The following is a 20,454-nucleotide window of genomic DNA, read 5'->3' as shown; positions in this document are numbered from 1 at the left end:
GGCTCGCGAGAGTGGACAGGAACTCCCGTGCAAGATTCCCGGAAACCGGGTGGATCGCAACTATTTCCAAGCCTAGATTTGGCTGGAGATCACAATTGGGGCATGCGTCGAGGACGAGAGGCAAGGAACCAAGCCATGACCGACCAGCATTTTGCCCTGTTCGACACCAAGATCGGCCTGTGCGCCATCGCCTGGGGCCCGCGTGGCATCAACGGCACGCAATTGCCGATGGGCGGCGAGGAGAAGATCCGCACCCGCATCAGCCAGCGCCACGCTGACGCCAGCGAGGCCGAGCCGACCGAGGAAGTGCAGCAGGCGATCGACCGAATCACAAAACTGCTCGCGGGCGAGCCCGATGACCTCACGGACATTCCGCTCGATCTCGAGGGCGTGCCCGACTTCAACCGCGGCGTCTACGAGATCGCCCGCACCATCCCGCCCGGCAAGACCATCACCTATGGCGACATCGCCAAGCAACTCGGCGGCGTCCAGCTGTCGCGCGACGTCGGCCAGGCGCTCGGCCGCAATCCGTGCCCGATCGTTGTGCCCTGCCATCGCGTGCTGGCGGCCGGCAACAAGCCCGGCGGCTTCTCGGCGAATGGCGGCGTGGTGACGAAGCTGAAGATGCTCGAGATCGAAGGCGCGCCGGTGAACCACACGCCGAGCTTGTTTGATTGAGGCGGCCTTGAGCGTGCCCCGGACGCAGTGCAGCACGAAGTGATGCACTGCAGAGCCGGGGCCTAGCACCTCAACGAGGTGGGTCCCGGCTCTGCGGCGCACCGCTACGCGCTGCGCCGCGTCCGGGACACGAGATCTCTGCTAAATCTTCGTCGCCGTCTTCGGCCAATACTTGTCGCGCAGATGGCGCTTCACCAGCTTGCCGGTGGGGTGCGCGGCAGCTCGGCCTCGAAATCGATCGAGCGCGGGCACTTGATCGCGGAGAGGCGCGTCTTGCAGTAGGCGATCAGGTCGGCCTCGAGCTCCTTGCCTGCACGCTTCATGTCGTGCGGCTGCACCACCGCCTTCACTTCTTCGCCCATCTCCTCGTTCGGCACGCCGAACACGGCGACGTCGGCGATATCGGGGTGGGTGATGAGCACGTCCTCGGTCTCCTGCGGGTAGATGTTCACCCCGCCCGAGATGATCATGTAGGACTTGCGATCGGTGAGAAAGAGGAAGCCGTCCTTGTCGAGATAGCCGACGTCGCCGAGCGTCGACCAGCCCTTGGCGTTGTAGGCCTTCTTCGTCTTCTCGGGATCGTTGTGATAGGCGAAGGCCGGCGCATCGGCGAAATAGACCGTGCCGATTTCGCCCGTCGGCTGCTCCTCGTCGTTCTCGTCCAGGATCTTGATCTTGCCGACCACGGCGCGGCCGACGCTGCCGCGATGTTCAAGCCACTGCTGCGAGTTGCAAACGGTGACGCCGTTTCCTTCCGAGCCCGCGTAATACTCGATCAGGATCGGCCCCCACCACTCGATCATCCTGGCCTTGACGTCGATCGGGCAGGGTGCGGCGGCGTGGATCGCGCCTTTCAGCGTCGAGACGTCGTACTTCGCGCGGATCTCGTCCGGCAGCTTCAGCATGCGCACGAACATGGTTGGCACGAGCTGGGACTGTGTGACCTTGTATTTCTCGACCAGCTTCAGGAAATCCTCGGCGTCGAAATGCTCCATGATGATGGAGGTGCCGCCAAGCACGATCGCCATCATGTTGAAGCGCAGGGGAGCCGCGTGATAGAGCGGCGCCGGTGAGAGGTAGGTGCTGTCGGCGTTCATGCCGCACATGTCGGCGCAGAGCACGCGCAGGAATGCGTTAGGGGCGTCAATGGGATTGCCCTCGAACGCCTTCTTGATGCCCTTGGGGCGGCCGGTGGTGCCCGACGAATACAGCATGTCGTAGCCCGCGACCTGATCGGCGATCGGCGTCACCGGCTGGCTTGCTGCTTCCTTGTCGTAGGAGCGGAAGCCGGGCAGCGGCTCGTCGACCATGTAGAAGATCGGTTCGCCTGCGGTACCCCTGATCAGACCCTTGATCTGGTCGGCGCATTTCGGCGTCGTGATCACGACCTTGGCGCCGCAATCGCCGATGATGTATTCGATCTCGTCCTGCTTCAGGTAACGGCTGATCGCGGTGTAATAGAGTCCGCTCCGTTGCGCGGCCCAGCAGATCTCCATGAACGCAAGGCGGTTCTCCATCAGTAGCGCGATATGGTCGCCGGCCTTGAGCCCGAGCGAGCGGAACAGCTGCGCGCCCTGGTTCGAGAGCTCGTCGAGCTCGCGATAGGTGATCGCCTTGCCGGTTCCGGCCATCTGGTAGGCGATCTTGTCGGGCGTGGTCTTCGCGTAGACGGACGGATGGGTCATGGCGTTTCCTCAAAAAAAGAGGCGAGCGGTGAATGACGACCGGGGCGGATACCGCTCCCTATCGTCACTCGCCACTCGCCACTCGCCATTCGTTCTTCGCTTTTCTTCTTACAGTCGTTCGACGATCGTCACGTTGGCCATGCCGCCGCCTTCGCACATGGTCTGGAGGCCGTAGCGCTTGCCGCGCTGATGCAGGGCATGGACCAGCGTCGTCATCAGCTTGGTGCCGGAGCCGCCGAGGGGATGACCGAGCGCGATGGCGCCGCCGTTGACGTTGAGGCGGGCCGGATCGGCGCCGGTGGTCTTCAGCCACGCGGTCGGCACCGAGGCGAAGGCCTCGTTGACCTCGAACAGGTCGATGTCGCCGATCTTCATGCCGACCTTATCCAGCGCGCGCTTGGTGGCGGGCAGCGGCGCTTCCAGCATGATCACGGGGTCGCCGCCGATCATGGTCATGTGATGGATGCGGGCAAGCGGCTTGACGCCGAGCTGCTTGAGGCCGCGCTCGTTGACCACCATGACGCCGGAGGCGCCGTCGCAGATCTGGCTGGCGCTTGCCGCGGTGAGCTTGCCGTTCTCGGCGATCAGTTTGACGCCCTTGATACCTTCGATCGTGGCGTCGAACCGGATGCCTTCATCGATGTGGTGGGTGTCCTTGGAACCGTCGGCGCGGGTGATCTCGAGCGGCACGATCTCCTTCTTGAAGTGACCGGCCTGCGTCGCCGCGATCGCGCGCTGATGGCTGTTGTAGGAATATTCGTCGAGTTCGTCCTTCGACAGACCGTACTTCTCGGCCATCATCTCCGCGCCGGTGAACTGGCTGAACACGATGTTCGGATATTTCGCCTCGATGCCCGGGCTCTTGTAATTGCCGAAGCCGTTCTTGGCGGGCAACTGTGAGGACAGGCCCATCGGCACGCGCGTCATCGATTCCACGCCGGCGGCGATCACGACATCCATCGTACCGGACATCACGGCCTGCGCCGCGAAGTGCAGCGCCTGCTGCGACGAGCCGCACTGACGGTCGATCGAGGTGCCCGGCACGCTCTCCGGCAGCTTCGAGGCCATGATCGCGTTGCGCGCGACGTTGTTCGACTGCTCACCGACCTGCATGACGCAACCCATGATCACGTCCTCGACCAGGGCGGGATCGACCTTGGTGCGATCGACCAGCTCGTCCAGCACCTTTGCGGCGAGATCGGCCGGATGCCAGCCGGCGAGGCGGCCCCCCCTTGCGCCCGCCTGCGGTACGCGCAGCGGCGACGATATAAGCCTCGGCCATTTCGGTCTCTCCCTTGATTGTTCTGAAGCGGGTTGGGTTGTCGGGGGCGGATTTAAGGGACGGGAGATCGTTTAGTCAATCGATCAATTAACTCTTGTGATGAGACGCTGCTTCGGCTTATCTGCGCCCCGTTCATGCGGCGAGAACAGGGATCTCCGTGACTACCAGCGTACCGAACAGGCTCCCCAGCGGAAAGAGTTCCACGGCAGAGAAATTGCTCGTGGCCGCGAGCGAGCTGATGATCGAACGCTCCTCGATCGAGATCTCCCTCTCCGACATCGCCCAGAAGTCCGGCGCCAACGCCGCGCTGGTCAAATATCATTTTGGCAACAAGGACGGCCTCCTGCTGGCGCTGCTCGCGCGCGACGCCGCGACCGAGATGTCCAATCTCGAATATCTGCTGGAGCAGCCGATCACACCGACCGCCAAGCTGAAGCTGCATATCGGCGGCATCATCCGCGCCTATTACCGGTTCCCCTACATGAACCGGCTGATCCACTATCTCCTGCACGAGAGCAGCGCCGCCTCCGCCGACGAAGTCTCGAAGTTCTTCGTCGCGCCGCTGCTGGACTTCCATCGCCGCCTGCTCGCCGAGGGCATCAGCCGCGGCGAGTTCCGCCAGACCGACCCGGTGCTGTTCTACACCAGCCTGATCGGCGCCTGCGATCACCTGTTCTTCGGCCGGCACGCGATGTCCCGCGCGACCGGCGTCGGCCCGGTCACCGATGAAGTCTGCCGGCAATACATCAAGCACATGGAAACGCTGATCTGCGGCGGCATCCTCACGCAAGCCGAGGAAGCTGCCGCGGCCGGATAATCCGGCCGAAACGCTTCGAGTCCAGAGAAGAAACGCCCAAGGAAAAGGTAGCTTACGATGCAGTTGAAAGATGTAGCCGTTCTCATCACCGGCGGTGGTTCGGGGCTTGGTGCTGCGACCGCCCGCGCCATGGCCGCCAAGGGCGCCAAGATCGGTGTGATCGACCAGAGCAAGGAAAACGCCGAGAAGGTCGCCGCTGAAGTGAAGGGCGTCGCGCTTCATGCCGACGTCACCAGCGAAGAGCAGATCAAGGCGGCGATCGCCAAGGCGGAAGCCGCGCATGGTATCGCCCGCGTGCTGATGAACTGCGCCGGCATCGGCGGCTCGCAGCGCATCGTGGGCCGCGACGGCGTCTACCCGCTCGAAAAGTTCGCGCGCATCATCAACGTCAACCTGATCGGCACCTTCAACTGTCTGCGCCTGTTCGCCGAGCGTCTCGTCACCATCGAGCCGATCGGTGAAGAGCGCGGCGTCATCGTCAATACGGCCTCGGTCGCCGCGTACGAAGGCCAGATCGGCCAGATCGCCTATGCAGCGTCGAAGGGTGGCGTTGTCGGCCTCACCTTGCCGGCCGCGCGCGACCTCGCCAGCCAGAAGATCCGCGTCAACACCATCGCGCCCGGCCTGTTCTTCACGCCGCTGCTGATGGGTCTGAGCGAGGAGGCCCGCAAGAGCCTCGGCGCCCAGGTGCCGCATCCCTCGCGCCTCGGCGATGCCAACGAATACGGCGCGCTCGCGGTCCACATCGTCGAGAACCCGATGCTCAACGGGGAGACCATCCGCCTCGACGGCGCCATCCGCATGGCTCCGCGGTAACTCCGCTGTTCTTTCCTTCTCCCCCTGTGGGAGAAGGTGCCTTGCCGAAGGCAAGGCGGATGAGGGGTTTGCATCCGCGGAGACAGACCCCTCACCTAGCGAATTCCTGGCTAGCGACGTACATGCCCTCTCCCACAAGGGGAGAGGGCGCAATAACCGCCACTTCAAGCGCGGACGCAGGAGCGCCCCCCATGTCCCAACCGCTGCTGATCGAGCACAACGACGGCGTCGACCGGGTGACGCTCAATCGTCCTGGCAGCCTCAACGCGCTCGATCCTGCGCTGATCGACGCGCTCAACGTCTACTTCCAGGGCCTCCAGCGCAACCGCGACACACGCGTCGTTGTGCTGAAGGGTGCCGGCAAGAATTTTTGCGCGGGTCTCGATCTCAAGGCCGCGATGGCTCGCCGCGCCGGGCAGCAGGAGCCGCCCGGCGTCACGGAGTCGCTGGACTCGCAGCGGCGTATCGCCGACATCGTGATGCTGATGCGGCGCTGTCCGCAGCCTATCCTTTCGCTGGTGCAGGGCGCGGCGGCCGGTGGCGGTTTTGCGCTGGCGCTTGCGTCCGACATCCGCATCGCGACGAAGTCGGCGCGGATGAACTGTGCCTTCATCAAGCTCGGCCTCGGCGGCTGCGACATCGGCACCAGCTATTTCCTGCCGCGGCTCGTCGGCGTGTCCGTGGCCTCCGAGCTGATCCTCACCGGGCGCTTCATCGGCGCCGAGCGCGCGCTCGCGGTCGGGCTGGTTTCGGAGGTCGTTGACGAGGACAAGCTCGACGAAGCAGCCGAGCCTTATGTCGATGCGATGATGACCGCGTCGCCTGTCGGCCTGCGCTTGTCAAAGGAATGTCTCAACATGAGCGTGGATGCCGGATCGCTGGAAGCGGCGATCGCGATGGAGGACCGCAACCAGGTCCTGTGCAGCCGCTCCGAGGAGTTTTCGGAAGGCATCAGGGCCTTCCTTGAGAAGCGAAAGCCTGTCTATATCAGGCGCTGAACGACAAAGATCCGCAAAGGACCAATAATTCCGGGAGACGCAAAATGAGTGGAAGTGCGGCGGCGGTGATGTCAAAGCCCGCCTTTCGCAAGGTCGAGTGGCTCAAGCGCGACATCGACGTCGAACGCCGCGGCGACGGCACGGTGCTGCTGAAGTCGCGCATTCGGCTGCAAGCTTACGAGAAGCACCTTCCGGCCTCGCTCGCGAAATGGGCGAAGGAAGCACCCGAACGCATCTGGCTCGCGCAGCGCGGCGGACCGAGCCGCGAATGGCGCAAGGTCTCCTACGGCGAAGCGAAGCGCACCGTGGATGCGCTGACGCAGGCGCTGCTGAATCTCAAGCTCGACGGCCGCCCGGTGACGATCCTCTCCGGCAATTCGATCGAGCATGCGTTGATGACGCAAGCCGCGATGCAGGCGCGCTCACCGGCCGCACCGGTGTCGCCGGCCTACTCCTTGATGAGCCATGATCACGTCAAGCTGAAATACCTCTTCGACCTGGTCAAGCCGGCCGTGGTGATGGTGCAGGATGGGCCGACCTTCGAGAAGGCGCTGAAGGCGCTCGATCTCACTGGCGTCACCGTGGTCCACGTCGCGCGTCCCTGCGACGGCATCAAGAGCGCCAGCTTCGCCGAACTCGCCGCGACACCGGTGACGAAAGAGGTCGAGGATTCGATCGCCAAGATTACGCCTGACACCGTCGGCAAGCTGCTGTTCACGTCAGGTTCGACCGGCATGCCAAAGGCCGTCATCAACACGCAAGGCATGATGTGCGCTAACGCGGCGATGATGATGCAGGTGCGGCCGCGCACGCCGGGTGGGCCGCTGCCGACCATGCTGGACTGGGTGCCCTGGAATCACACCATGGGCGGCAACGCGGCGTTCCATCCCATTCTTGTCGATGGCGGCACGCTCTATATCGACGACGGCCGGCCGATGCCGGGCCAGTTCGACGAGACCCTGCGCAATCTGCGCGAGATTTCGCCGACCTATTATGCCAACGTGCCGGCCGGCTATGCCGCGCTCGCGGCCGCGATGGAGAAGGACGAGGCGCTCTGCCGCTCCTTCTTCAAGAACCTTTCGATCATGGCCTATGGCGGCGCGCGCCTGCCCGACGATCTCTACGAACGCATGCAGGCGCTGGCGGTGAAGACCACCGGCGAGCGCATCGTGTTCTACACAGGGTGGGGCTCGACGGAGACCGCGCCGACCTCGACCGGCACCTATTGGGACACCGAGCGCGTCGGTCTGATCGGCCTGCCGTTCCCCGGCGTCGAATTGAAGATGGTGCCATGCGGCTCGAAATACGAGCTGCGCCTGCGTGGCGTCAACGTCACGCCCGGTTATTTCGGCCAGCCGGATCTGACGAAGAAGATGTTCGACGAGGAAGGCTTCTACTGCATCGGCGATGCCGGGATCTTCGTCGACGATGCCGATCCGGTGCAGGGCATCATCTTTGCGGGCCGCGTCGTCGAAGACTTCAAGCTCACTACCGGCACGTTCGTCCATGTCGGCTCGCTCCGTACCGACGCGATCGCCGCCGCGACGCCTGTCGTGCATGACGCGCTGGTCGCCGGCCAGGATCAATGCTCCATTGGCCTGCTTGCCTGGCCGAACCTGCATGCCTGCCGCCAGCTCGTCGGCAATTCCGATCTGAGTTTCGAGGATGCGGTGAAGCATCCCGAGGTGATCGCCTGCTTCAAGCGTGGGCTCGAAGCGCACAACAAGGAGTGCGAAGGCGCGAGCAGCCGCATCATCGCGCGCGCGATGCTGATGGTCGAGCCGCCCTCGATCGACGGCAACGAGCTCACCGACAAGGGCTACATCAACCAGCGTGCCGGCCTCGAGCGCCGCGCTGCGCTGGTGGAGCGCCTCTATGCCGACAAGCCGGACCAGGATGTGATCGTGCTGCGATGAATGCGCAACTCTCTCCCATTGTCATTCCGGGATGGCCCGAAGGGCCAGGCCCGGAATCCATAACCCCGGCTCGTGGTTATGGATTCTCAGATGCGCAATTGCGCATCATAGCTCGCGCTCCGCGCGCCCCGGAATGACGGCATCAATGAGTATGACGAATCAACAAAGGTAAGCCGCCATGAACTTCGATTTCTCTGACGACCAGAAGCAGCTCCGCGATCAGGCGCGCAAATTCCTCGCCGAAAAATGCTCGCCCAAGGCGGTGCGCGTCGTGCTCGACGGCAAGACGCCCTATGACAAGGAGCTCTGGAAGGGTCTTGCCGAGATGGGTTTTCTCGGTGTCGCGATTCCCGAGGAATTCGGCGGCGCCGGCGCCGGTCATCTCGAACTCTGCGTGATCGCGCAAGAGATGGGGCGTGCGAACGCGCCGGTGCCGTTCTCCTCGACCGTCTATCTCGCCGCGGAAGCGCTGCTCATCGCCGGCAGCGACGCGCAGAAGAAGAGGTGGCTGCCGGCGATCGCCGCTGGCGAGGCGATCGGCACGCTGGCGCTGTTCGAGGGCAAGGGCAATCCGTCGCCGAAGAACGTCAAGCTGACGGCTGCGAATGGCGTGCTCAACGGCGTCAAGAAGCCGGTGGCCGATGGCGCGATCGCCGATTTCGCGGTGGTCGCCGCGCGCACGGGATCGAGCGGGCGAGAGGGCGACATCTCGCTGTTCCTGGTCGATCTCAGGGCTGGCGGCGTCGAGGTGAAAAGCCTCACCAATCTCGATCCGACCCGTGGCCAGGCCGAGATGACCTTCAGGGATTGCAAGGCCGAACCGCTGGGCGCCGCTGGCGAAGGCTGGAGCATCCTGAGCCAGGTGCTGGACCGCGCCGCGGTGCTCTGTGCTTTCGAGCAGGTCGGCGGCTCCGACCGCGCGCTGGAGATGGGGCGCGACTACGCGCTCGATCGCATCGCCTTCGGCCGCCAGATCGGCTCGTTCCAGGCGGTCAAGCATATGCTCGCCGACATGTACGTCTCGGCGACGCTGGCGCGCTCCAACAGCTATTACGGCGCCTGGGCGCTCTCGACCAACGCAGCAGAGCTGCCGGAAGCCGCCGCGGCCGCGCGCATCAGCGCGACGCAGGCGTTTCAGCACTGCGCCAAGAACAACATCCAGGTTCACGGCGGCATGGGCTTCACCTGGGAGTTCGACTGCCACATGTACTATCGCCGCGCCAACGCCATGGCGCTTGGGCTCGGCAGCTTGTCCTATTGGGAAGACCAGCTGATCGACCGCATGCGTAAGAAGAACGCGGCGTAATGATAGGTGCGTAGGATGGGTAGAGCGAAGCGAAATCCATCACACACGAATGCTGGACGAGATGGGTTTCGCTGCGCTCTACCCATCCTACGAGATGAATGGCGCGGCCGAGGACTAAGACCATGAACTTCGACGACACCCCGCAGGAAGCCGAATTCCGCGCCATTGCCCGCGCCTGGATCAGCGCGAACGCGCCCAAGCAGTATGAGGAAGAGCTGCGCAAATCCTCGCTCGGCCGCACCCAGCTCAAGAACGCCAACATCCTTGAGGTCGCAAAAGCCTGGCAGAAGAAGAAGGCCGACGCCGGCTGGGCCTGCCTGCACTGGCCGAAGGACTATGGCGGCCGCGGCTCGTCGCCGATCGAGCGCGTGATCTGGCAGCAGGAAGAGGGCGTGTTCGGCAAGCTCTCGCAGATGTTCATCATCGGCCATGGCATGTGCGGGCCGACCATGATGGCGTTCGCGCGCGAGGAGCATAAGCGCACCTATCTGCCGCCGCTCGCTTCCGGCGAAAAAGTCTGGTGCCAGCTCTTCTCCGAGCCCGCCGGCGGTTCGGATGTTGCGGGTCTGCGCACGCGCGCGGAAAAGGACGGCGACGAATGGGTCATCAACGGCCAGAAGATCTGGACGTCGGGCGCGCATTATTCCGACTACGGTATCCTGCTCACCCGTACGGATCCGACGGTGCCCAAGCACAAGGGCCTCACCATGTTCTTCCTGGACATGAAGAGCCCGGGCGTTGAGGTGCGGCCGATCAAGCAGGCGAGCGGGGCCTCCGACTTCAACGAGGTCTATTTCACCAATGTCCGCATCCCCGATCATCAACGCCTCGGCGAGGTCAATGACGGCTGGAACGTCTCGCTGACGACGCTGATGAACGAGCGCATGTCGATCGGTGCGGGCGTTGCGACGGGTTTCCCCGAGCTGTTCGACTATTGCTCCAGCCTGATGCTCGAGGATGGCCCTGCGATCGAGGACCGTGCGGTGCGCTCGAAGCTGGCGAACTGGGCGGTCAAGGCGAGCGGCTTGCGATATACCAGCATGCGCGCGATCTCGGCGCTGTCGAAGGGCGAGCGGCCGGGGCCGGAAAATTCCATCGGCAAGCTGGTCGCGGGCTCGATGATCCAGGACGTCGCGACCTACGCGCTGGACTTGCAGGGCGCGAGTGGCGTCGTCAGCGGTCCCGAGGACGCCGAGGTCGCCGGCCGTTTCCAGGCGATGCTCTTGCGCGCGCCGGGCACCCGTGTCGAGGGCGGCACCGACGAGATCATGCGCAACATCATCGCCGAGCGGGTGCTGGGCCTGCCCGGCGACATTCGTGTCGACAAGGACGTGCCGTTCAACAAGATCCCGACGAAGGGAAGAGGTTAGGAATCGTAGGGTGGGCAAAGGCGCGGAACGCGCCGTGCCCACCATCCTATCGAGAACGAGGGAAGGCGGTGGGCACGCTTCGCTTTGCCCACCCTACGCACCGAGCAAGGATTGAGAGGTTCGCCATGAATTTCGACGATACCCCGCAGGAAGCCGCATTCCGCGAGACCGCGCGCAAATGGGTCAAGGCCAATGCGCCGAAGGAGTTCGAGGAGGAGTTGTCGAAGTCTTCGCTCGGCCGCATCCGCCTCGCCAAGCACGACATCGTCGAGGTCGGCAAGGCCTGGCAGAAGAAGAAGGCGGAAGGCGGCTGGGCCTGCCTGCACTGGCCGAAGGAATATGGCGGCCGCGGCGCCACGCCGATCGAGCGGGTGATCTGGCAGCAGGAGGAGGGCGTCTACGGCAAGCTGACGCAGCCGTTCCAGATCGGCGAGGGCATGTGCGGCCCAACCGTGATGGCCTGGGGCAGCGAGGACGCCAAGCGCCGCTATCTGCCGAAACTCGCTTCGGGAGAGGAGATCTGGTGCCAGCTCTTCTCCGAGCCGTCCGCCGGCTCAGACGTTGCCGGCTTGCGAACGCGCGCGGAGAAGAAGGGCGACAATTGGGTCGTCAACGGCCAGAAGATCTGGACCTCGGGCGCGCATTATTCCGACTACGGCCTGTTGATCGCGCGCACCGATCCGAACGTGCCCAAGCACAAGGGCCTCACCATGTTCTTCCTCGACATGAAGAGCCCGGGCGTCGAGGTTCGCCCGATCAAGCAGGCCTCCGGCCTGCACGAGTTCAACGAGGTCTATTTCACCGACGTGGTGATCCCGGATAGCCAGCGGTTAGGTGCGGTCGGCGAAGGCTGGAACGTGTCGTTGACCACGCTGATGAACGAGCGCATGTCGATCGGCTCGCGGCTGGCGACCGGCGTCCCCGAATTGTTCGAGCTCTGCTCGAATTTGATGCTCGAAGACGGCCTCGCCATCGACGATCCTGCGGTGCGCTCCAAGCTCGCGAATTGGGCGGTGAAGTCGAACGGCCTGAAATTCACCAGCTACCGCGCGATTTCGGCGCTGTCGAAGGGCGAGCGTCCCGGACCGGAAAACTCCATCGGCAAGCTCGTGTCGGCCGCCATGCTGCAGGATATCGCGGCCTATGCGATGGATCTGGAAGGCGCGGCCGGCGTCTTCACCGGCGAAGCGGAAGAGATCGCGCGCGGCCAGTTCCAGCAGATGCTGCTGTCGTCGCCGTCGGGGCGGATCGCCGGCGGCACCGACGAGATCTTGCGCAACATCATCGCCGAGCGCGTGCTGGGCCTGCCCGGCGACATCCGCGTCGACAAGGACGTGCCGTACAATAAGATCCCGACCAAGGGACGCTAATCCCTCTCGTGTCCCGGACGCGGTGCGGCGCGAAGTTCCGCTCCGCAGAGCCGGGACCCAGGACCTACAATGGGCCCCGGCTCAGCAGCGCACCACCATAGCGCGTCAAAGACGCGCACAAACGCGCTTATGGTGCTGCGCTGCGTCCGGGGCACGAAAGCGAGCTGATCCATGGACGCTAAAGTCAAACAGAACGACCGCATCGGCGTGCTCGAAGAGCTCCTCAATGAGCGCTACTCCGTCCGCGCCTTCCTTCCGAAAGAAGTCGACCGGGCGACCATCGAGCACGTGCTGAAGACCGCGCAGCGCACGGCGTCATGGTGCAACAGCCAGCCCTGGCAGGTGCTGATCGCCAGCGGTGCGGCCAAGGAACGCTTTCGCAAGGCGATCTATGCGGAGGCGGCGAGCGGCGCCAAGGAGGACCACGACTTCACCCCGCCGCGCGAATATGTCGGCGTCTATCTGGAGCGACGGCGCGAGAGCGGCTTCCAGCTCTACAACACGCTCGGCATCGCTCGCGGTGACAAGATGGCCTACGCCAAGCAGGCCCTGGAGAACTACAATTTCTTCGGTGCGCCGCACGTCGCTGTTATCCACACCAACGAGCCACTCGGCATCTACGGTGCGATCGATTGCGGCGCCTATGTCTCGAACTTCATGCTGGCCGCGCAGGCGCTCGGGCTCGGCACGATTCCGCAGGCGGCGCTCGCGCGGCACTCCGGCCTGATCCGTCGCCACTTCAACCTGCCCGACGACCGCCGCGTCGTCTGTGGCATCTCGTTCGGCTATGCCAACGACGCGCACACGGTCAACAGCTACCGCACCTCGCGTGCGAGCGTAGCCGACACCGCGACCTTCGTGGACGAGTGATCGAGCGTTGCAGGCTCGGCGCCATCAGGTTTTCACACCCGCGTAAAGACGGCCGCGGGAACGGCCGCCTTCACGCTTTGTCTCGGGTCGCTTGACGTTGGCCTTTAGCCGCCGCTGCCACCGATCACGGCGCGCACGGTCTCGTCGGGCCCGAAGTCTTCGGCGCCATCGACGTAGAGCAGCGCGGCGAGCTTCGAGCGCGCGCGGTTGACGCGGCTCTTGATCGTGCCGACCGCGCAGCCGCAGATCGAGGCCGCGTCCTCATAGGAGAAGCCGGAGGCGCCGACCAGGATCAAGGCCTCGCGCTGGTCCTGCGGAAGCTTATCGAGCGCGCCGCGAAACTCCTCGAACTCGAGATGCGCGTTCTGCGATGGCTGCGTCTTCAACGTCTTCGCATAGTTGCCCTCGGCATCCTCGACCTCCCGCCGCCGCTTGCGATAGTCGGAGCGGAACAGGTTGCGCAGGATCGTGAACAGCCACGCCGGCAGGTTGGAGCCGGGCTGGAACGAGTCGATGTTGGCGAGCGCGCGCAACAGAGTTTCCTGCACCAGATCGTCGGCGCGGTCCGCATTGCCGCTGAGCGAGATAGCGAACGCGCGCAGGCTCGGTACGGCCGCGAGGATGTCGTTACGCAGGGAGTCCGTGAGAGGCATTAGTCCCTCCCATTGTTGTCGTTAGGTCCCCCATTGCCTTGATCTTGAGGAGTTCCTCCCGGCGTATCAAGCTTCTTGATCAGTTCCGCGAACCGATCCGGAACCCCCTGCCGCACCACGTCGTCATACATGGCGCGCAGCTGGTGCCCGATCCGGGATTGAATCTCCGGAGTGAGCCCTCCCTTTCCGGGGGTCGTGCTTTTGCTGGCTTGAGACTTGAGATCTTTCATGACCTGTTCCACGTTTCCCCGAGTTAAGTGACTGCAAAATAGAGAAATTTTCTCAACCGGGCGCCGTTCCCTGATTAGGCTCAATTCGAGGTTCGACAAAAAGTTCCCGGACCAGCGGAACTTTTCTTATCGTGAAGCGTAGTCAGCCCCAGCAGGGGAACCCGGGCCTCCCCTCGTGCGCCTCGTTCTTCAAGGTCGGTCCGAAGATGATGATGAATGGAGTGGGGATGTCCCGTTCACAGCTTGTTGCTGAACACTTGCCGCTGTTGCGCCGGTATGCGCGCGCCCTGACGGGCAGCCAGGCCTCCGGCGACGCCTATGTCGCAGCCATGTTGGAAGCCATGCTTGGGGATCCGTCGGTGTTCGACGAGAGCCATGGTCCGCGCGCCGGCCTGTTCCGGTTGTTCACCCAGATCTGGAATTCTGTCTCCGTCAACGACGATTCAGAGGTGACGACCTTGCCGATGCCGCCGGAGCGGCGGCTGTCGAACATCACGCCGCTGCCGCGGCAGGCCTTCCTGCTGCTCTCGCTCGAGGGATTCTCGGAAGAGGAAGTCGCCTACATTCTCGGCACAGATGTCGCCGAGACGCGGCGGCTTGCGGATGCCGCGGGACGCGAAATGGCCGCCGAGATCGCCACCGATGTGCTGATCATCGAGGACGAGACCTTCATCGCTATGGACCTCGAGAGCCTCGTGAAGAATCTCGGTCACAATGTCGTCGGCGTCGCGCGTACGCACGCCGACGCGGTGGCGCTGGCCAAGAACAAGCGGCCCGGCCTGATCCTCGCGGACATCCAGCTCGCCGACGGCTCGTCGGGTCTGGACGCCGTCAACGAACTGCTCCGTACCTTCGAGGTGCCGGTGGTGTTCATCACCGCCTATCCGGAACGCTTCCTCACCGGCGAGCGCCCCGAGCCGGCGTTCCTGATCTCAAAACCGTTCCAGCCCGCGATGGTGTCGGCGGTGGCGAGCCAGGCGCTGTTCTTCCAGCGTAACTCGCGCAACCGCGCACCCAGGGCGCCTGCGGCGTAAGAAAGGCGCCGGCGGCGTAACGAGGCGCCCGCGCCCCGCATTGGTGATGGTGATCTGATCCGGCGTGCTACCTGCACGCCGGATTTTTCGTGCCCACTTGGGACGCTTGACGGGCATCGAATTCGCCGCTCATACCTCGTGCATCGAATTCAATCGGAGATGTGCACATGGACCCGCAACTCCTCGATCGTCTCGCCATCCGCGACCTCGTCGAGAACTGGGCTGTCTGGCGCGATGCCGGTGACTGGGAACGCTTTGCCACCGTCTGGCACGAAGAGGGCTGGATGTCCGCCACCTGGTTTCAGGGGCCGGCGCGGGATTTCATGCGCGTCAGCCAGGAGGGGTTCGCCAAGGGTGTCCGTATCCTGCATTTCCTCGGCGGCACCAGCATCGATCTGGAAGGCGAGCGGGCCATCGCCCAGACCAAGATGACGATCTCGCAGCGGGCCCTGGTGCACGACGTGCTCTGCGACGTCGTCTGCACCGGACGCTTCTACGATTTCCTGGAGAAGCGGCAGGGCAAATGGGGTATCGTCCGCCGCCAGCCGATCTACGAGAAGGATCGGATCGACCCAGTCGACCCCGCCGCGACACTCCGCCTCGACCAGAAAGCGCTGGCCGCGTTGCCCGAAGGCTACCGCCATCTCGCCTACATGCAGGAGCTGATCGGCTACAAGGTCAAGCGCGACATGCCGGGCCTGATCGGCACTGAAGTCGAGAAGCTCTATGACGAAGGGCGGGAGTGGCTCGCAGGGAAGGCGAAGTGACTATGGAATCAGCCCGCGGGGGCCCCGCTCCCGGCCACCTCGGCTCTCGGGAAGACCATGCGCATGCAGGCGCCGCCGGAGAGCGACTGATCGGCTTCGACGTGGCCGCCGTGTAGGCGCATGATGGATTGCACGAGATCGAGGCCGAGACCGGCGCCGCGGCCGCCCTGATGCAGCCGATGGAACGGCTCGAAGATCTGGTCGCGCTCCGTGGGCGGGATGCCGTCGCCGTCGTCGGAGACCTCGATGCAGCGGTCGTTCGTTGCCCGCACCAGGATGGTTCCGCGGCGCCGGCCATGGTCGATGGCATTCTGCACCAGATTGGTGACCGCGCGTTCGAGCGAGGTCTGGTCACCGGTCACGACGACGGCCTCGTCGTCATGCTCGAAGGACATCTCGTAGCCTGCGGCGAAGGCGAGCGGTGCCAGCTCAAGCACAACCCGTCGGGCAACGCCCACCAGATCGACCGCGACGAACGCGTCCGTGCCCTGGTCGAGACGCTGGAGATCGAGAAGCTGGCCGGCCAAGACGCTGAGGCGGGTGGCGTCCTCGAGCAGGCACGTCTTCTCCGGACCTGCCTCGAGCGAGGATACACGCGTCGAAAGGATCGCGATCGGGGTCCTGAGCTCATGCGCGGCATCGGCGAGGAAGCGCCGGTGACGAACCCTTGTCGAGACGGCCGAGTGCGTCGTTGATGGCCTTGACCAGCGGAGCAATCTCGATCGGCACCTCGTCGAGCGGCAACTGCACGCCGCGCTTGTCGATGTCGATCCGTTCCGCCTGCGCCGCGGCCTGCCCCAGTCCCTTCATGGCCCGGCGTACCACGAACGGCGTCGCGACCAGCGTCGCTAGCGTCATCAGGACGACGATCGGGAGAATCACGTTGACGAACAGCAGTGGCGTGCTGGCCAGCGCCCGCCAGATGGAGAGCTGACCGTATGTCCCGGTCAGGATCTGGATCCGCCCGGCAGCGGTGTCGACCCATTTGACGAGCCCCGCTGGCGGCGACGGCTTTGCTGCATTCCAGCGCAGCCGCGCGTCGCTCACATGATCGAGCGCGGATGCGATCGGTGCGAATTCCGACGGGACAGTACCTTCGGAGAGCTGATGGCCCTGTGCGTCGCGGATCACGAACCAGAGGTCGGAATGCTCGGATCGAAGGGCCGACAATTCGGGTGTCTGGCGCAGCGTCAGTCCGCTGGCCGCGTCGCGTGCGATCGCGTCCTTCAGCGTATCGACCGTATTGCCTTCATAGTCGTCGAGGAGCAGCCCGGCGCGCAGCAGCACGATCGCAGCGAGCCCGACCAGGAGGATCAGGAGCGTCAGCATGATCGCCTGCAAGCCCGCCAGGCGCCCGACCAGGCGCCAGGTCAGGGAGTGCGGTCGCAGCGCGCTCACGTCGTCTCCCGCAGGACATAGCCCAGGCCTCGGACGCCGTTGATCGTCACGCCGGCGTCCAATTCGGCGAGCCTGCGGCGCAGGCGAGACACATGCGTATCAAGCGCGTTGGGCTGAACGGCGTCGTCGAGACCGTAGACCGCCTCCATCAGCGTCGAGCGCTGCACCATGCGTCCCATGCGATGCAGTAGCGCCTCCAAGAGCAGCAGTTCGCGTCGCGGCAGGTCGAGTGGCCGGCCGTCGACACTGGCCTCGCGGTGGCCGGAGTCGAACGCCAGGCGGCCGATCCGTGCAACGTCGCTCTGCACGTTGGCGGGGCGGCGCAGCAGCGCCCGCAGCCGCGCCAGCAACTCCTCGAACGCAAAGGGCTTGCCGAGATAGTCGTCCGCACCCTTGTCGAGACCACTGACGCGGTCGGCGAGCTCCCCGCGGGCGGTGAGCACAAGCACCGGAACGGCATTGCCGCGCTCGCGCAGTTTCGGGATCAGCGACAGGCCGTCGCCGTCAGGCAACTGGCGATCGAGCACGATCGCATCGTAATTGCCCTCGGCCGCGATCACGTCGGCCTCGCACAGGTCTGGCGCGTGATCGACGAGCATGTCGTGGCGCGCGAGCGCAGCGCGCAGCGCCGTGACCATTTCCGGCTCGTCTTCCACCAACAGCACCCGCATCGAGATGTCTCTCCTTCGCGCTCGTCGCCGCCGGTTTTATGTCCAATTCATTGCGACAACCTTGCGGCCCCGCCAGGCGAGAACGTCGCGGATGGTTCTTACGACAGATGCGCATTCGCGACAGATTCTCGCAATTTTCGAGTGAGACTGAAGCCATCATTGGGGCCGGCTTGATCATCCTGCCGTACGGCAAATACGTGCTGCTGCGGCCCTCGTTCTATCAGCAGCTCACCAATGCCTATCGCGGCAATCATTGCTGGATGACGCTGATCGGCCAGACGCTGCCGACCGTGCGCAAGCATCAAGGGTCCCCGATAGAACAGCCGTGTCTGTCGAGCCCGCGAAACCGAAAAAAATACTTAGGGATTGACCTAAGTATTTTCTCGCGATAGGAAGCAGCTAACGCCGAACGGGACGACGCCCTTCGGCGCCAAGGAAGGAGCCAAATTGATGGTCCCCCAGGCAGGTGGCACCAAGCCGCAGGGCGAGGTATCGCCCGCGATCATCGATGGCGTCTTTCGAGCGCTATCCGATCCAACAAGGCGCGACGTCCTGGGTCGGCTCAGTGCTCGCGCGGCCTCGGTCAGTGATCTCGCTGAACTCTACGACATGGCACTGCCCTCCTTCGTTGAACACCTCAAGGTGTTGGAACGCAGCGGGCTTGTTCGCTCGCGCAAGGCGGGGCGCGTCAGGACCTACGAGCTCGTGCCGGAGCAAATGAAGGTGGCCGAGAACTGGCTTGCCCGGCAGCGCTCCCTTTGGGAGCGGCGCCTTGATCAACTCGATAGCTATCTCATGAAGATGAAACAGGAGACTTTGAAGTGACCTCATCCGTCATCAAGATCGATCCGAAACTTGATCTTGTGCTCGAAAGAGAGATTGACGTTCCCGTCGAACTCGTCTGGAAAGCATGGACCACAGCCGAACATCTGCGCAACTGGTTCGCGCCGAAGCCTTGGGAGATCACTGCTTGCGAGCTGGATGTGCGCCCCGGAGGGGCGATCAACTTCACCATGCGCTCGCCTGACGGTCATGAATTCCCGAACACTCAATCCTATCTCGAAGTAACCCCGTTCGAACGTCTCGTCATGACCGATACGCTGCTTGGCGGCTACCGTCCGGCGCCCAGACCTTTCTTCACTGCCGTTCTCGAGCTTTCGAAGAAGGGCAACGGCGCGCACTACAAGGCCGTCGCCATTCACGGCAACGACGAAGCGCGCAAGAAGCACGAGGAGATGGGATTTCATGACGGTTGGGGCACCGTCGTGAAACAAATGGTGGAGTACATCAAGTCCGGAAGGATGCACTCCTGACCGTAGCGCCTTTACGGACGTGGACGGACCCTGCGGCTTTGCAGTGACTCCGCAGAGGTCCGCACGTGAAGCGCAGAAGGCGGGACACCAGCCCCGCCCGTCTTCTGCGCAGAAGCGGGGCGTCCTGGTTGCGTACAGGAAGGCTTCATGTCGATAGCTCGCCTTCGCAAAGCGGCACTCGCACTGCCGGGCGTCATCGAAGGGGCGCACCAAGGCCACGCCGACTCTCAGGCCGGCAAGCGCGTCTTCGCGACGCTTGGTTATCCTGATGCGGAATGCGGCATGGTGAAATCGTCACGGGACCAGCAAGCCTTGCTATCGAGACGCAACCCGTGGTCTTGCCCCGCCCCGGGTGCGTGGGGGCAAGAACGGGAGACCAACGTAAAGTTGGGGAAGGCCAGTCACACAACGGCGTCGCGCAACTTCGCACCCGGAGCGCTGCGCTAAGGGGCGCCCTCAGGGCCGGCTGCCAGTGCCGAACTAAGCCGTTGATGTCGCAGAAACAAGTAAGCCGCGACTGGCATCACCACAGTCGCGGCCTACGTCGCCGGCTTATGGGGCAGGGGGGAATAGCCGGCTGTTGAAACGACTCGCAGGCGCGGGAGTCGTTCCAAAGTTTGTGAAATATTTTGTGCGCCCTGCGACTTTTTTCGCACACGGTTAAGTGATCTTAACGGCCGAGAACTCCCGGTCGTCTCCTCGCGTTGTTCCCGTGATCGCCATGGGGCGAGGGACAGACAGCCATGTCACAGATTCAAAAGGTATTTTTGGGTGCGGTCGCGATTGCCGCGACGATTGGCGCCGTACAGGCGGGCGCGATGCAACTGTCCTCCGGCCACGATCTGGCCGACCGCTGGCAGGCGCTTGCCGACACGGCCGACAAGCCGGGCCACAATGTCAATCGTTCCGGCAAGGCCGACCGGCTCGCCGGGGTCAAGCCGGCGGCGGTTCAGACCCGCACGGTGTCGATGCGCCTGAATGACCTCGCCGATACGTCGGTCCTGCTGCGGGTCCCCGCGGTGATCGAGACCGGCAACGCCAAGCCGCCGGTGCTGCTCCAGAAGCAGGGCCGCAACAAGCCGACGATTGCCTGCGAGCCGATGGTCAGCTCCCTCACCGAGGTCGCCAAGCTGCTCCAGCCCGGCCGCTGCGTGACCTGACCTGCTTGGCCACTACCACGAACCAACCGCCCTCCCGCCAGGAGGGCGATCCGTGCACTTGATCCCCTATCCCATCGCGTTATATCCCGGCTTTCTCCACTTCCGATTGACCGGGTAAAC

At 64.0% G+C, this 20,454-nt stretch carries 20 protein-coding genes and 3 pseudogenes; 15 read left to right on the top strand and 8 right to left on the bottom strand.

Features of this window, described 5'->3' with window-relative positions:
- Window positions 1-135: 135 nt before the first annotated feature.
- Window positions 136-678 (top strand): methylated-DNA--[protein]-cysteine S-methyltransferase, encoded by a 543-nt coding sequence (locus tag AC629_RS30025; protein ID WP_084808461.1) that lies wholly within the window; start codon window positions 136-138, stop codon window positions 676-678.
- Window positions 679-819: 141 nt separating this feature from the next.
- Here AC629_RS30025 and AC629_RS30020 read toward each other — a convergent pair.
- Both AC629_RS30020 and AC629_RS30015 read right to left on the bottom strand, forming a co-directional pair.
- Window positions 820-2,363 (bottom strand): annotated as a pseudogene (locus AC629_RS30020) (acyl-CoA synthetase).
- Window positions 2,364-2,471: 108 nt separating this feature from the next.
- Window positions 2,472-3,645 (bottom strand): annotated as a pseudogene (locus AC629_RS30015) (acetyl-CoA C-acetyltransferase).
- Between the two features lie 238 nt (window positions 3,646-3,883).
- On the opposite strand from AC629_RS30015, the gene AC629_RS30010 reads away from it, so the two are divergent.
- From AC629_RS30010 to AC629_RS29975, 8 genes are all read left to right on the top strand, one after another.
- Entirely contained in the window at window positions 3,884-4,462 is a 579-nt protein-coding gene (locus AC629_RS30010) for a TetR family transcriptional regulator (protein ID WP_245332039.1), read from the top strand.
- Between the two features lie 57 nt (window positions 4,463-4,519).
- Entirely contained in the window at window positions 4,520-5,278 is a 759-nt protein-coding gene (locus AC629_RS30005) for an SDR family NAD(P)-dependent oxidoreductase (RefSeq protein ID WP_084808459.1), read from the top strand.
- A 191-nt stretch (window positions 5,279-5,469) separates the two neighbouring features.
- Window positions 5,470-6,276: an enoyl-CoA hydratase/isomerase family protein gene (locus AC629_RS30000; protein ID WP_084808458.1), complete on the top strand. Its 807-nt coding sequence runs from the start codon at window positions 5,470-5,472 to the stop codon at window positions 6,274-6,276.
- Window positions 6,277-6,320: 44 nt separating this feature from the next.
- The gene (locus AC629_RS29995) at window positions 6,321-8,192 is read left to right on the top strand and encodes an AMP-binding protein (protein ID WP_084808457.1); all 1,872 of its coding nucleotides are present in this window, start codon (window positions 6,321-6,323) and stop codon (window positions 8,190-8,192) included.
- Between the two features lie 178 nt (window positions 8,193-8,370).
- A complete protein-coding gene (locus AC629_RS29990) occupies window positions 8,371-9,498 on the top strand; it encodes an acyl-CoA dehydrogenase family protein (RefSeq protein WP_084808456.1) in 1,128 nt (375 codons plus the stop codon).
- Window positions 9,499-9,620: 122 nt separating this feature from the next.
- Window positions 9,621-10,868 carry an acyl-CoA dehydrogenase gene (locus AC629_RS29985; RefSeq protein ID WP_084808455.1) on the top strand — a complete coding sequence of 416 codons (1,248 nt, stop codon included), beginning with the start codon at window positions 9,621-9,623 and terminating at the stop codon, window positions 10,866-10,868.
- A gap of 125 nt (window positions 10,869-10,993) precedes the next feature.
- The gene (locus AC629_RS29980) at window positions 10,994-12,238 is read left to right on the top strand and encodes an acyl-CoA dehydrogenase (protein ID WP_084808454.1); all 1,245 of its coding nucleotides are present in this window, start codon (window positions 10,994-10,996) and stop codon (window positions 12,236-12,238) included.
- 171 nt (window positions 12,239-12,409) lie between these two features.
- Entirely contained in the window at window positions 12,410-13,108 is a 699-nt protein-coding gene (locus AC629_RS29975; protein WP_084808453.1) for a nitroreductase, read from the top strand.
- Window positions 13,109-13,212: 104 nt separating this feature from the next.
- Here AC629_RS29975 and AC629_RS29970 read toward each other — a convergent pair whose 3' ends face one another.
- Both AC629_RS29970 and AC629_RS29965 read right to left on the bottom strand, forming a co-directional pair.
- The gene (locus AC629_RS29970) at window positions 13,213-13,761 is read right to left on the bottom strand and encodes a sigma-70 family RNA polymerase sigma factor (RefSeq protein ID WP_084808452.1); all 549 of its coding nucleotides are present in this window, start codon (window positions 13,759-13,761) and stop codon (window positions 13,213-13,215) included.
- The gene (locus AC629_RS29965) at window positions 13,761-13,991 is read right to left on the bottom strand and encodes a NepR family anti-sigma factor (protein ID WP_074121551.1); all 231 of its coding nucleotides are present in this window, start codon (window positions 13,989-13,991) and stop codon (window positions 13,761-13,763) included. Before AC629_RS29965 ends, AC629_RS29970 begins: the two co-directional genes overlap by 1 nt.
- 227 nt (window positions 13,992-14,218) lie before the next feature.
- On the opposite strand from AC629_RS29965, the gene AC629_RS29960 reads away from it, so the two are divergent.
- Window positions 14,219-15,025 carry a response regulator gene (locus tag AC629_RS29960; RefSeq protein WP_084808451.1) on the top strand — a complete coding sequence of 269 codons (807 nt, stop codon included), beginning with the start codon at window positions 14,219-14,221 and terminating at the stop codon, window positions 15,023-15,025.
- A gap of 167 nt (window positions 15,026-15,192) precedes the next feature.
- A complete protein-coding gene (locus AC629_RS29955) occupies window positions 15,193-15,792 on the top strand; it encodes a nuclear transport factor 2 family protein (RefSeq protein WP_084808450.1) in 600 nt (199 codons plus the stop codon).
- Window positions 15,793-15,800: 8 nt separating this feature from the next.
- On the opposite strand, the gene AC629_RS50285 is transcribed toward AC629_RS29955, so the two are convergent.
- From AC629_RS50285 to AC629_RS29945, 4 genes and pseudogenes are all read right to left on the bottom strand, one after another.
- Window positions 15,801-16,319, bottom strand: coding sequence for a sensor histidine kinase (locus AC629_RS50285; RefSeq protein ID WP_349531253.1), 519 nt, complete (start codon window positions 16,317-16,319; stop codon window positions 15,801-15,803).
- 18 nt (window positions 16,320-16,337) lie between these two features.
- A pseudogene (locus AC629_RS50280) lies at window positions 16,338-16,400 on the bottom strand (hypothetical protein); the annotation flags it as partial.
- 19 nt (window positions 16,401-16,419) lie between these two features.
- On the bottom strand, window positions 16,420-17,190 hold the full coding sequence (locus tag AC629_RS50275; RefSeq protein WP_349531252.1) for a hypothetical protein: 771 nt from the start codon (window positions 17,188-17,190) through the stop codon (window positions 16,420-16,422).
- Window positions 17,187-17,861: a response regulator transcription factor gene (locus AC629_RS29945; protein ID WP_084808449.1), complete on the bottom strand. Its 675-nt coding sequence runs from the start codon at window positions 17,859-17,861 to the stop codon at window positions 17,187-17,189. The genes AC629_RS50275 and AC629_RS29945 overlap by 4 nt, the downstream gene beginning before the upstream one ends.
- Before the next feature lie 107 nt (window positions 17,862-17,968).
- Here AC629_RS29945 and AC629_RS49095 point away from each other — a divergent pair, with 107 nt between their 5' ends.
- The 4 genes from AC629_RS49095 to AC629_RS29925 all read left to right on the top strand — a co-directional run bounded on the left by AC629_RS49095 (window position 17,969) and on the right by AC629_RS29925 (window position 20,334).
- Window positions 17,969-18,253, top strand: a complete 285-nt coding sequence (locus AC629_RS49095; protein WP_245332038.1) for a hypothetical protein — start codon at window positions 17,969-17,971, stop codon at window positions 18,251-18,253.
- 58 nt (window positions 18,254-18,311) lie between these two features.
- Complete coding sequence (locus AC629_RS29935; RefSeq protein ID WP_084808448.1) at window positions 18,312-18,686, top strand: ArsR/SmtB family transcription factor; 375 nt, start codon at window positions 18,312-18,314, stop codon at window positions 18,684-18,686.
- The gene (locus AC629_RS29930) at window positions 18,683-19,174 is read left to right on the top strand and encodes an SRPBCC family protein (protein WP_084808447.1); all 492 of its coding nucleotides are present in this window, start codon (window positions 18,683-18,685) and stop codon (window positions 19,172-19,174) included. Before AC629_RS29935 ends, AC629_RS29930 begins: the two co-directional genes overlap by 4 nt.
- A 743-nt stretch (window positions 19,175-19,917) precedes the next feature.
- A complete protein-coding gene (locus AC629_RS29925) occupies window positions 19,918-20,334 on the top strand; it encodes a hypothetical protein (RefSeq protein ID WP_084808446.1) in 417 nt (138 codons plus the stop codon).
- Window positions 20,335-20,454 lie beyond the last annotated feature (120 nt).

The organism is Bradyrhizobium sp. NAS80.1 (genome assembly GCF_001908205.1).
In the GTDB taxonomy this organism is placed as follows: domain Bacteria; phylum Pseudomonadota; class Alphaproteobacteria; order Rhizobiales; family Xanthobacteraceae; genus Bradyrhizobium.
The sequence above is the reverse complement of the archived record's forward strand: the minus strand, read 5'-3'. Positions and strand labels throughout refer to the sequence as shown.

What these genes read in the sequence shown, in the direction of transcription:
- AC629_RS29925 (WP_084808446.1), top strand. Translation starts at nt 19,918, where the DNA reads ATGTCACAGATTCAAAAGGTATTTTTGGGTGCGGTCGCGATTGCCGCG.
- AC629_RS29970 (WP_084808452.1), bottom strand. Translation starts at nt 13,761, where the DNA reads ATGCCTCTCACGGACTCCCTGCGTAACGACATCCTCGCGGCCGTACCG.
- AC629_RS29935 (WP_084808448.1), top strand. Translation starts at nt 18,312, where the DNA reads ATGGTCCCCCAGGCAGGTGGCACCAAGCCGCAGGGCGAGGTATCGCCC.
- AC629_RS29955 (WP_084808450.1), top strand. Translation starts at nt 15,193, where the DNA reads ATGGACCCGCAACTCCTCGATCGTCTCGCCATCCGCGACCTCGTCGAG.
- AC629_RS29980 (WP_084808454.1), top strand. Translation starts at nt 10,994, where the DNA reads ATGAATTTCGACGATACCCCGCAGGAAGCCGCATTCCGCGAGACCGCG.
- AC629_RS30010 (WP_245332039.1), top strand. Translation starts at nt 3,884, where the DNA reads ATGATCGAACGCTCCTCGATCGAGATCTCCCTCTCCGACATCGCCCAG.
- AC629_RS29975 (WP_084808453.1), top strand. Translation starts at nt 12,410, where the DNA reads ATGGACGCTAAAGTCAAACAGAACGACCGCATCGGCGTGCTCGAAGAG.
- AC629_RS29965 (WP_074121551.1), bottom strand. Translation starts at nt 13,991, where the DNA reads ATGAAAGATCTCAAGTCTCAAGCCAGCAAAAGCACGACCCCCGGAAAG.
- AC629_RS29945 (WP_084808449.1), bottom strand. Translation starts at nt 17,861, where the DNA reads ATGCGGGTGCTGTTGGTGGAAGACGAGCCGGAAATGGTCACGGCGCTG.
- AC629_RS29995 (WP_084808457.1), top strand. Translation starts at nt 6,321, where the DNA reads ATGAGTGGAAGTGCGGCGGCGGTGATGTCAAAGCCCGCCTTTCGCAAG.
- AC629_RS30025 (WP_084808461.1), top strand. Translation starts at nt 136, where the DNA reads ATGACCGACCAGCATTTTGCCCTGTTCGACACCAAGATCGGCCTGTGC.
- AC629_RS49095 (WP_245332038.1), top strand. Translation starts at nt 17,969, where the DNA reads ATGCGCATTCGCGACAGATTCTCGCAATTTTCGAGTGAGACTGAAGCC.
- AC629_RS29990 (WP_084808456.1), top strand. Translation starts at nt 8,371, where the DNA reads ATGAACTTCGATTTCTCTGACGACCAGAAGCAGCTCCGCGATCAGGCG.
- AC629_RS29960 (WP_084808451.1), top strand. Translation starts at nt 14,219, where the DNA reads ATGTCCCGTTCACAGCTTGTTGCTGAACACTTGCCGCTGTTGCGCCGG.
- AC629_RS30005 (WP_084808459.1), top strand. Translation starts at nt 4,520, where the DNA reads ATGCAGTTGAAAGATGTAGCCGTTCTCATCACCGGCGGTGGTTCGGGG.
- AC629_RS29985 (WP_084808455.1), top strand. Translation starts at nt 9,621, where the DNA reads ATGAACTTCGACGACACCCCGCAGGAAGCCGAATTCCGCGCCATTGCC.
- AC629_RS30000 (WP_084808458.1), top strand. Translation starts at nt 5,470, where the DNA reads ATGTCCCAACCGCTGCTGATCGAGCACAACGACGGCGTCGACCGGGTG.